An 8926-nucleotide genomic window follows, 5' to 3' on the forward strand; every position below is an offset into this window, starting at 1 on the left:
ACCTTTTTCAACAGTGAAGCTGATATTGTCAACGGCGCGGAACTCGCCGTATTCCTTGGTTAAATTTTCGACTTCGATCATTAGATTTGCTTTACTAATTGATAATTTTTAATGATAACAGTAATAGCCTTTATGCCGCAACTCTGCTTATCAAAACATTGCTCATCCAGTGGCAAGAATGAAATCTCTTCGACCAGATGCGCGTAACCAGCAATGCAGGACTCACGCCTTATCGCGTCAGTTGTTTTCTTCATTAGCCTGCAGTCCGCGTGGTCATTTCTAATACGCGCAAGGGTGCGGACGCATATTGGTTCAAAAATATTTTTGAATGTGCTATCATAATTCTGCGTGTTAGATGCGCCACAAAACATTTTTTTAGGAATGCTCACTTTCAGAAGGGATTCACTTATTATGAAGAAACAATTCATGGGGAGTAAGGTTGTTCTCGGGCTTTTGACTATACTGATAGCAGGAATGTCGGGCATTGGCGCGAGTGAAGCATCGGATCAGCCTTCAGAAAAGAAAAAAGAAGCCAAATCCAAGAATTATGACGAAATGGTGGTCATCCCTGCCGGGAAGTTCATCTTCGGAAAGCCCGGTGCAACCAAGGAAATCAGCTTGCCTGCCTATTCGATCGACAAGTACGAGGTTACCAACAAACAGTTCGCCAAGTTCAATTTGGATCATAAATATGGCAAAGGTGGAGACAATTACCCAGTAACAATGATTTCTCTTGTTGATGCCAGCGACCATTGCGCAGCACTCGATAAAAGGCTCCCCACGGAACAGGAATGGGAAAAAGCTGCGCGGGGCACCGATGGCAGGACTTACCCTTGGGGAAACGAGTTCAATAAGGTACTTTGCATAACCAAGGAAAGCGTCGACGAGGGGCAGACTTCGATAATTGCGCCAGTCGGTTCATGCGAAAAAGGTAATAGTCCTTACGGCGTCGCGGATATGACCGGCAACGTGTGGGAGTGGACCTCCAGCTTCGACGATCGTTATAGTGTTCTCAGGGGTGGGTCGTTTTTTGAGAACAGAAATTATGCCATGACTTACAGCTACCTTCTCAGCATCCCCAATGATGCCAAAGACTATGTCGGATTCCGTTGCGTCAAAGACATTAAGTAGCAGTAAGGACTGTCGATGGGGAATGGTGGTGTAGTGGGGGCAATAACAAATTAATAGACGCCTTACCAAAGGTTACCAATAAAAAATTTGTCCTACAGGTATTAATTAGCAATTAATGTTTTGCTAATATTCTTTAACACTTGCCGTGCCGGACTTGATCCGGCATCTATTTATTAAGTATAAGTGCGCTCAGGCTTAATTATATGGCCTTAGGGTGTAGTTATAGAGCTCACCCTCAAATCATTAAGCTTCGTTGCACACCAGTTCAAACATGAGCTGTCGCACACAATCAGGTGATTCATGAAAATTAAACAATCGCATTGGCATCACTTTTTTGGTGGGGTTGCGCTTCTCCTCCTGATTATTCAAGTTTTTTCCGGCTCGGTGTTGACGCTGTTTTATATACCTCAGCTGAACGAAGCCTACGCCAGTGTGCAATACCTCTACAATGAGCTTGGCATTGTGGCATGGATAAGGGATACGCACCGCTGGGCCGCACTATTCTTGATGGTTGCAGTAATAATGCATTTCATAAGAAGCTTTTTAAGAAAGGATTATCTTAACCGGGACAGCAAGACATTGTGGCTGACCGGGGTCCTGCTCTATCTGCCCATGTTAGGTTTTTTGTTCACTGGAGTTATCTTGCCATGGGAATGGAGAGGGTATTGGTTCATGGAGATGATACCTAATTACGCGGCTGAAATCCCCTTGGTCGGGCCTTCCTTCAGTGATTTCCTCATCAACACCTTTACCCTTAATCGGACGTTGGTAGTGCATGTTTGTATTCTTCCGGCCATCACATTAGTGTTAATGGGTATTCACACCTTTACTCGGGTTATCAAAAGAACGGGGGGGCTTACTCTGTATGTCCTTGAACATAGCCTGCTCACCCTTCCGTTTTTGCTGGCGATTGCCGTGCTGGCGTATATTGTGCCGATGCCCTCCCAGGATCCAGCGATAATACCGATGCCATTGGAGGGCGAAAATATTCCAACTGCAGAGTGGTTCATCCTTATGTTCTATGTGCCCTATCTGTATTTTAAGGGGTTCATGGCGACATTATTCGCCTTCTATATCCCTGTTATCATTTTTCTGGTTTTGGCGATATTCCCTTATTTTCTTAGGGCGAGGAAAACCAAGAGTGCCAAAAATATCCCGCAAGAAACCCATTCCGTCGAAAGGAGTGGCGCATTTGCAAAAATCATGGCGCCTGTTCGAAGAACTCTTGGGGCAAGAGCTTATTCAAAAACGTTAGCCTTTCTCACGGTTTTTCTGGTGGCGATAGCCTTGTTCGGTCCACTTTATGCCGTTTCCCATGCATCCCCAACCATGGGCTGCAACTCATGCCACAACATTTCTATGGGAGACCGGCTGGGTCTGCCTCCTGCAACATTCAAGGATAGGGTACTTAACCCCACGCTTAAAGATAATACGTTTATGGTGGAACACTGGTTTTATCCGCAAGTTGTCTGGTAGAAAAAACTTTTTGAGCCGTGGTAGTTAGCTATGGCGGGTTAACGGAATAATATTTTGATTGCGGTGCCATATGGCAATTGCAAATATCAAAATAGGTTGTAGATGAGCGTGTTTTCAACTGGTACAAGAGGAGAGTGCTTTGATCCTGAAGCGTAATAAAGAATTTTATAGCCGTATATTGCTGGTTCTCGCCATTGCGATAGCAGGTTGCAGTCGTTTGGGTGGCAGTGCTCTGCCTGACGAGGAACCCGAAGTTGTCGCAAAACGGTTCTATGAGTTAATCTCGGCGGCAAAAATGGAGGGGGGCACTACGACCGCCAGTGAAGCGTATAAGTTGGTCGATATCAAGACTTCCAATTTGGACGTGAACCAGTTCCTGGAGATTATCAAGCGTTATCCGGAAAAATTTGCGGTGGAAGTGGGTAAAGCCGAGATCAAAGGTACTCAAGCCTTGGTCCCCATAAGCTATAAGTTGCCCTCCAGTTTTGGTGGCGAATATACAGTGCAAGAGGTGTTGCCACTTAATATTGATCCCACTACCAACACCTGGATGGTTGATTTTACCGGCGATAGCTATGGCATGCAAAAGGATGAGGCAATAGCGGCGAGCAAGTCTGAAGTTCCACCACCGGGTAAACCTGAAGCTACACCACAAGGAAAATAATGATGGGCGCTGCCAAGGTTGCAGAGTGGGTTAAGCAGCGGATTCGGCTAAAATTGGGGAAGCCGATACCTGCGCACGTGAATTTCTTTTATTGTTTTGGCGGCATTTCGCTGTTTCTCATCCTCATCCAGTTAGTCTCGGGTGTGTTTATGCTTTTTTTCTACACACCCGAACCCGACAAGGCATTGCAAAGCATTGCGTATTTAAGCAATGAGGTAACCTTGGGATGGCTGTTCAGAAACATGCATCGGTGGATATCCTCACTTCTATTGGCAACCGTATTTTCCCATATGGTCATTGTGTTTTATTTGAAAGCCTACCAGAGCCCCAGGCAGCTTACCTGGTTGAGCGGGGTTTCCCAGTTGCTCATGGTGTTCCTCATGGTGGTAACCGGGCTTGTTCTCCCATGGGATTGGAGATCCTATTGGTCTTTTGCGATATGGATGGATTACGTTGGAACATGGACGGTGGGTGGCGAATCCATCAAGGCGGTAGTGCTTGATAACTTCACCCTGAATGCGGCATATTTTATCCATATATTGGCTATTCCGTTAATTCTTGCCGTCTTATTGTCTTTTCACTTCAAAATGGTGAGGCGATACGGAATATCTGAGCCTCTATAAGCTTAATAAAGGTATCCAAATCATGACGCGTAATAAAAAAATAGAAATTGTCATGGAGCCCAAGTACGCTCCTCCCTATCCGCAATCGTTTTATGCTTTTTGGCCGAAACATGCGATAAAGGCCGGCGCGCTGATCTCGGTTATATTTTTGGCATTGTTGTTGTTATCCTATTTCATCAGGGTGCCAATGGATCCCGCCATGCCACCCATGCCTGAGGAGGGTGCCTACATACCCGCCCCAGAATGGTATCTGATGTTTCTGTTTCAGCCCTTTTGGTATCTGACGGGAGACAATGTCAAATGGTTATCGGTTGGCACCTTTTGGCTTCCGCTCCTGGCAGTAGTTTTTCTGTTTCTGGTACCCGTTATTTTTCGAAAACGCAGCAAAACTCATTTTGGAATCAAGGCCACATCAATAGTGGCGATTGCCATTTATGCTGGGCTTGTATGGATTGTTCCCATGGGAGCCGTGGTAGGCAGTGGTGCTCCCGCCAAGACCTTGGGTTGTCCGTCTTGCCACAATCCCATGATGGGCCAAAGGCAGGCCTTGCCTCCTGCACAAATGGGGGAATATTACAAGAATGAGCGCCAGCGGCAGGTCAACCTGGGTGGCTATAACATCGGCAGTGAGGATACCGAGACTCATGCAGGCGGATCTTACAAAGATGCAAACTGGCAACTACGCCATTTTTATGAGCCCACGATGACGTGGTGATCCAATGTTTTGTAATGCCAAAATTTTTTTAAGGTATTTTCAATGAGAACAGCCTTTAATTTTCCTCTCCATAAAACCAGTTATAGCCTAATGCTTTTTTTGTGTGGAGTCCTCATAGCCGGGGGGGCCGCTTTCGCACAGGGTGAACATGACCATGGCAATGCCAAAGACCCGGTCAGCGCCAAAGATATGGTGATGAGTCCCCACGACCATGGCAATAGCAAAGGTCAGATTCAATCAGCAACCCCAACCCCAATCATGGAGGTGGCGCTACCCGAAGGGCTCAGCTCGGCACAGTCGATGGCCATAGACTCGTCTGGACGTGTCTGGTTTACCGAGAAGGTCGGTAAAAAGCTGGCCATGTATGACCCGGAGAAAAAAGAGTTTGCAATCCACTCTCTTCCTTCCTCGTGGGGGAAGATGGGATTTTCAAATATCACCTTGGGTCCCGATGGGGAAATCTGGTTTACCGTGACTCGATGGGTTGAAGGTACTGAAGAGCCTCATATACTGGGGCGATTTACACCTGCGGACGGGTATTTTACGAAGTATGCCATTCCACATAATTCAATTCCGGAAGAATTGATCGTGGATGCCAAGGGCACGATATGGTTTACTGCATCCAATAAAAACAGTCTCTATCGCGTCGATCCCAAGACTTTTGCGCTAAAAGGGTATCCCATTCCTACCGCCAACGGGAACCCCAAGAGTTTGGCTGTCGATCAAAAAGGCCATATCTGGTTTGTCGAATCCAATGCCAATAAAATTGGAGAATTCAATCCAGAGTTGGAAGTGTTTCATGAACATGAAGTACTTACTCAATTTGCAAACCTGGGAAAACTCTCCATTGATAAGCATGGAAAAATATGGTTTGTGGAAGTAACAGCAAACAGACTGGGGATGTTTTCTCCTGAGCAAAACCGGTTTGACGAGGCCATTATCCCCACCCCTGGCAGCTCACCAGTAGCTCTTGTGAATGATGATAACGGGAATGTCTGGTTTCTGGAATACAAGACAAACAAGGTTGGTGTCTTTAATTCGGAAAAGGCGACCTTCCATGAATACGACATTCCCAGCTACGGCAGTTTGCCGGCAAACATAGTGATAGATCGCAAGCGATCTCTACTCTGGTTCTCTCAAAGCGCCACTGATGCAAAAAGGTTGGGAATGCTTTCCATTAACGAAGTATTGGCAGAAATTAATAAGCAAAATAATGCGCCACCAAGCACTTCTGTTGGTAAGGTATCCAATGGGATCATGTCCAAATGGCTGGTTTTTCTCGTAGTGATTATAGGCATCGCAACGCTAGGTTGGTGGTTAACCAGAAGGTCTCGCAAAGGTGGAAATTCATAAGCCAAGCCCCTGCTGGTTTTTTGTTACGCAAGTTTTGTTTCCGTAAAAAAAGACATAACACTCCACTTTTATGAAACTTTTCGGGCTTTGATGTATCGATAAGCTGTGTTCTACCGACTAATTGTCTTGGCCTGGTTGTTCTGAGCAACGCTGGAAGCTGCTCCCGGCTTTGCCCTTCTTCCTGCAACCATGTAGTCGTGCCCTTCACCCCATTTTAGATTAAGGATAATGTAGTGAAAAAAGCAGCTGTTTTTTGGGTAATTCTCGGCAGTTTCCTATGTTCCTCGTCATGGGCGGCTGATGCCTTCAAGTCCTTCAAAATGCCCACTGCATTTACTTTACCAACAAGGATTGTTATCGACAAAACAGACACCGTTTGGTTTATTGAGTCGAACCTTAATAAAATTGGCAGGTTTCAGTCTTCCAAGGGTATTTTTTCCGAGCACAATATCCCCACACCCTCAAGCTCGCCCTCGGATGTAACGGTCAGCAGTACGGGCAAGCTATGGTTTACCGAGTCAAATTCAAACCAGCTCGGCGTTCTCGATCCTGTCTCGCTGTCATTTAAGGAATACGATATTCCCACGATAGCAAGCAACCCTGGAAGGATCGCGTCTGATCTCAGAGGGAATATCTGGTTTACTGAATTTTATGGTAACAAGATTGGCATGTTCGATCCCCGGAAAGAGGTATTCCGGGAATATCTGGTTCCTACACCCGCTAGCCGTCCGTCGGGTATTGTCGTGGATAAAAAGGGCGTAGTGTGGTTCCTGGAAACCGAGGGTAATAAGCTGGCCAGGTTAAACCCCCAGGATGGTGCGATTCATGAGTTTGATTTGCCGATATCACACGAGACTCCAAGGGATCTTGCCATAGACGGTTCGGGGGTGCTCTGGTTTGGCGGCCACATAGGGCGCAATTTGATGACATTTAACCCCGCGACGAAAAAATTTAAAACCTTTCTCATGCCAAGTAACGGTGCAATTGAAAGCCTGACCGTAGGGATTGACGGAAAAATATTTTGCACCCTCCTGACGAGTAGCAAGATAGCTGTGTTCAACCCCTTAACCAGTGCGTTCCTGGAATTGGATGTAGGCGTTGGCAAGAGCAAACCTAATGGTATTGATGCTGATTCAAGAGGGGACATCTGGTTTGTAGATATGGATAAGAATACCTTGATCAAACTGGATGCGAGTATGGTGGCAAAACTGTGGGTAAAATAAAGCCGGCAGGATACTGGGAATTGATCAGTGCCTTGTCATCAAAGGTGGGCAGAATATGAAAAAATACGGATTGGTAGTGGGTTTATTTATTCTTGTAATTGTTGCGGCGATTGGCGCAGTGGCTATTCCTAACCCGTTAGGTGCGCAGATACTGGCAGAAGCCAAGTACCGGGGCTATCTCGCCTATACCCTTGACGAGGCCGTTACCCTTGCCTATACCCGGTGCACCACCTGCCACGCTGCTGACAAGATGCTCAAATACTGCTCCCGATGCGGGCCGCCTTTTATTGTCGTTACCCATTCCATGAAAAAGTATACGGAATTGATGAACCAGAAAGGTGGGCAATTTAAGCCGTTCTCTGATGCGGAGGCAATTGCGATTACACAGGCTTGGAACGGCATGGTCGGCAATTGGGAGCCTGATTGGGGCTCGAAGGACATCCATAAGCTCTTGCAAGGCGATCAGGCACTGATTCGTTTGGCCGAAACCCCAATAGAGAAAAGACCAATAGAGTTTGCGCTGAAGAATAAGCAAGCACCAGGTTCCCATAAAGAGGATAGAAAAATTATTCCCTGATCACACGAGCACCGCTCCTGTGGCGCATCATTTTCAGATAATCAATTTTTCAAGAATTTTTGCATAGTAGTACTGACGCAGATTCTGCCTGGCCATAAGAAGGATCAAGAGCACCAGCACAAAATGGATGCCTGGAGCAAAACCGGGTTGAGTGGCGAACTGCCAAGCGTAAAACAATGCCAAACTCAGCCCCACGATTACACTGGTAATTGAGAGCACCAGAAAAAGTTTTTTGCGCCTTATGGCCCGCTTGGCAAAACGGAGTTCGGAATCAGTCAGGCTCATGTGCATGCTCTCAATCGGTTCAATGGAAATAAAAACAAGTTTAACGAATAACTACCCGAGCAATCCCTCAACCTGCCTATTCAGACTTGCCCGGCTTGACCGTTTTATCGCCTGCTTGCCAGCGCAATAAAACAGACATAATCTTCCCGCCTCGTTCATTATTTACCTTTGTATTTACACTTACAAATACTGTTCCTGACATATTGAATAATTTGTTTTATCTCTACATCGGTAAAGGTTTCCTGCCAGCTCGGCATTGACTCGGAGAACCCCACCGCAACCCCACCGGATTTGATAACCTTGAAAAGAAACTCGTCTGTTCGAGCTGATAGCAGATTGGCGTCGCCCAAATTACGGGGCTTTATCCCTTCCCCGAGAGTGTCTGCCAGAGGGCCATCCCCTTTCCCGGTATCTCCGTGGCAAGGAGAACAATTCGCAATGAAATTATCCTTGCCTGCTTCCCCTGTGTACGTTCCAGTATTAGTAGGATCAAGCTCTATGTGGGAGCGACTTCTTTCTTTCTTTAGCGGTTCTTTTGCGAGTCCCGCATTGGCAAAGGCCATCATGCCCAGACATAAGACAGTAGAGATCGCTCTCACTTGATATCTTTTCATTTTATGCTCCTTTTTTGGTTATGAAAAATTCGGTCTGTGTTCTAGGCACCTATTGAATAACTTTCATTCAATGGCCGGATCCATTGCATCCAGCGGGTACGCAGCCTCCCCACCCGGCTTCTCTGTTTCTTCGCGCCTCTTCCGTTCAACGGATGGCCAGCGCCGTGCCGCCAGGATCCGGTTCGCCACCGCATGGCCGCAGGCAAGGCGGTCGCGCACCGACACCCCGCCCCGGTAGTTGGCCTCCAGGTGCAGGCCGGGAATA

12 protein-coding genes are annotated in these 8926 nt (G+C 46.7%); 8 read left to right on the plus strand and 4 right to left on the minus strand.

All coding sequences use genetic code 11. The annotated features are described in order from the left end of the window. Positions 1 to 80: 80 nt before the first annotated feature. Entirely contained in the window at positions 81 to 254 is a 174-nt protein-coding gene (locus Q7U10_11160) for a hypothetical protein (GenBank protein MDO8283159.1), read from the minus strand. 157 nt (positions 255 to 411) lie between these two features. On the opposite strand from Q7U10_11160, the gene Q7U10_11165 reads away from it, so the two are divergent. The 8 genes from Q7U10_11165 to Q7U10_11200 all read left to right on the plus strand — a co-directional run bounded on the left by Q7U10_11165 (position 412) and on the right by Q7U10_11200 (position 7762). Continuing rightward, positions 412 to 1131 (plus strand): SUMF1/EgtB/PvdO family nonheme iron enzyme, encoded by a 720-nt coding sequence (locus tag Q7U10_11165; GenBank protein ID MDO8283160.1) that lies wholly within the window; start codon positions 412 to 414, stop codon positions 1129 to 1131. 300 nt (positions 1132 to 1431) lie between these two features. Further along, positions 1432 to 2607: a cytochrome b N-terminal domain-containing protein gene (locus Q7U10_11170; protein ID MDO8283161.1), complete on the plus strand. Its 1176-nt coding sequence runs from the start codon at positions 1432 to 1434 to the stop codon at positions 2605 to 2607. A 139-nt stretch (positions 2608 to 2746) separates the two neighbouring features. Continuing rightward, entirely contained in the window at positions 2747 to 3271 is a 525-nt protein-coding gene (locus tag Q7U10_11175; GenBank protein ID MDO8283162.1) for a hypothetical protein, read from the plus strand. After that, the gene (locus Q7U10_11180) at positions 3271 to 3894 is read left to right on the plus strand and encodes a cytochrome b N-terminal domain-containing protein (protein MDO8283163.1); all 624 of its coding nucleotides are present in this window, start codon (positions 3271 to 3273) and stop codon (positions 3892 to 3894) included. The genes Q7U10_11175 and Q7U10_11180 overlap by 1 nt, the downstream gene beginning before the upstream one ends. Before the next feature lie 22 nt (positions 3895 to 3916). Continuing rightward, a complete protein-coding gene (locus Q7U10_11185; protein ID MDO8283164.1) occupies positions 3917 to 4609 on the plus strand; it encodes a hypothetical protein in 693 nt (230 codons plus the stop codon). Positions 4610 to 4651: 42 nt separating this feature from the next. After that, the gene (locus tag Q7U10_11190; protein MDO8283165.1) at positions 4652 to 5962 is read left to right on the plus strand and encodes a hypothetical protein; all 1311 of its coding nucleotides are present in this window, start codon (positions 4652 to 4654) and stop codon (positions 5960 to 5962) included. Between the two features lie 233 nt (positions 5963 to 6195). Beyond that, positions 6196 to 7185, plus strand: a complete 990-nt coding sequence (locus Q7U10_11195; protein MDO8283166.1) for a hypothetical protein — start codon at positions 6196 to 6198, stop codon at positions 7183 to 7185. 55 nt (positions 7186 to 7240) lie between these two features. Continuing rightward, complete coding sequence (locus Q7U10_11200; protein MDO8283167.1) at positions 7241 to 7762, plus strand: hypothetical protein; 522 nt, start codon at positions 7241 to 7243, stop codon at positions 7760 to 7762. 33 nt (positions 7763 to 7795) lie between these two features. On the opposite strand, the gene Q7U10_11205 is transcribed toward Q7U10_11200, so the two are convergent. The 3 genes from Q7U10_11205 to Q7U10_11215 form a co-directional block, all read right to left on the minus strand. Then, positions 7796 to 8047, minus strand: a complete 252-nt coding sequence (locus Q7U10_11205) for a hypothetical protein (GenBank protein ID MDO8283168.1) — start codon at positions 8045 to 8047, stop codon at positions 7796 to 7798. A gap of 158 nt (positions 8048 to 8205) precedes the next feature. Beyond that, positions 8206 to 8661, minus strand: coding sequence for a cytochrome c (locus Q7U10_11210; GenBank protein ID MDO8283169.1), 456 nt, complete (start codon positions 8659 to 8661; stop codon positions 8206 to 8208). Between the two features lie 63 nt (positions 8662 to 8724). Beyond that, a partial coding sequence (locus Q7U10_11215; protein ID MDO8283170.1) for a hypothetical protein occupies positions 8725 to 8926 on the minus strand: 202 nt, incomplete at its 5' end.

It is taken from the genome of Thermodesulfovibrionia bacterium, from assembly GCA_030646035.1.
In the GTDB taxonomy this organism is placed as follows: domain Bacteria; phylum Nitrospirota; class Thermodesulfovibrionia; order UBA6902; family UBA6902; genus JACQZG01.

Bases quoted from the DNA above. Each gene is read 5' to 3' on its own strand.
- Q7U10_11160 (MDO8283159.1), bottom strand. From the start codon at position 254: ATGAAGAAAACAACTGACGCGATAAGGCGTGAGTCCTGCATTGCTGGT.
- Q7U10_11165 (MDO8283160.1), top strand. From the start codon at position 412: ATGAAGAAACAATTCATGGGGAGTAAGGTTGTTCTCGGGCTTTTGACT.
- Q7U10_11170 (MDO8283161.1), top strand. From the start codon at position 1,432: ATGAAAATTAAACAATCGCATTGGCATCACTTTTTTGGTGGGGTTGCG.
- Q7U10_11180 (MDO8283163.1), top strand. From the start codon at position 3,271: ATGATGGGCGCTGCCAAGGTTGCAGAGTGGGTTAAGCAGCGGATTCGG.
- Q7U10_11185 (MDO8283164.1), top strand. From the start codon at position 3,917: ATGACGCGTAATAAAAAAATAGAAATTGTCATGGAGCCCAAGTACGCT.
- Q7U10_11190 (MDO8283165.1), top strand. From the start codon at position 4,652: ATGAGAACAGCCTTTAATTTTCCTCTCCATAAAACCAGTTATAGCCTA.
- Q7U10_11200 (MDO8283167.1), top strand. From the start codon at position 7,241: ATGAAAAAATACGGATTGGTAGTGGGTTTATTTATTCTTGTAATTGTT.
- Q7U10_11205 (MDO8283168.1), bottom strand. From the start codon at position 8,047: ATGAGCCTGACTGATTCCGAACTCCGTTTTGCCAAGCGGGCCATAAGG.
- Q7U10_11210 (MDO8283169.1), bottom strand. From the start codon at position 8,661: ATGAAAAGATATCAAGTGAGAGCGATCTCTACTGTCTTATGTCTGGGC.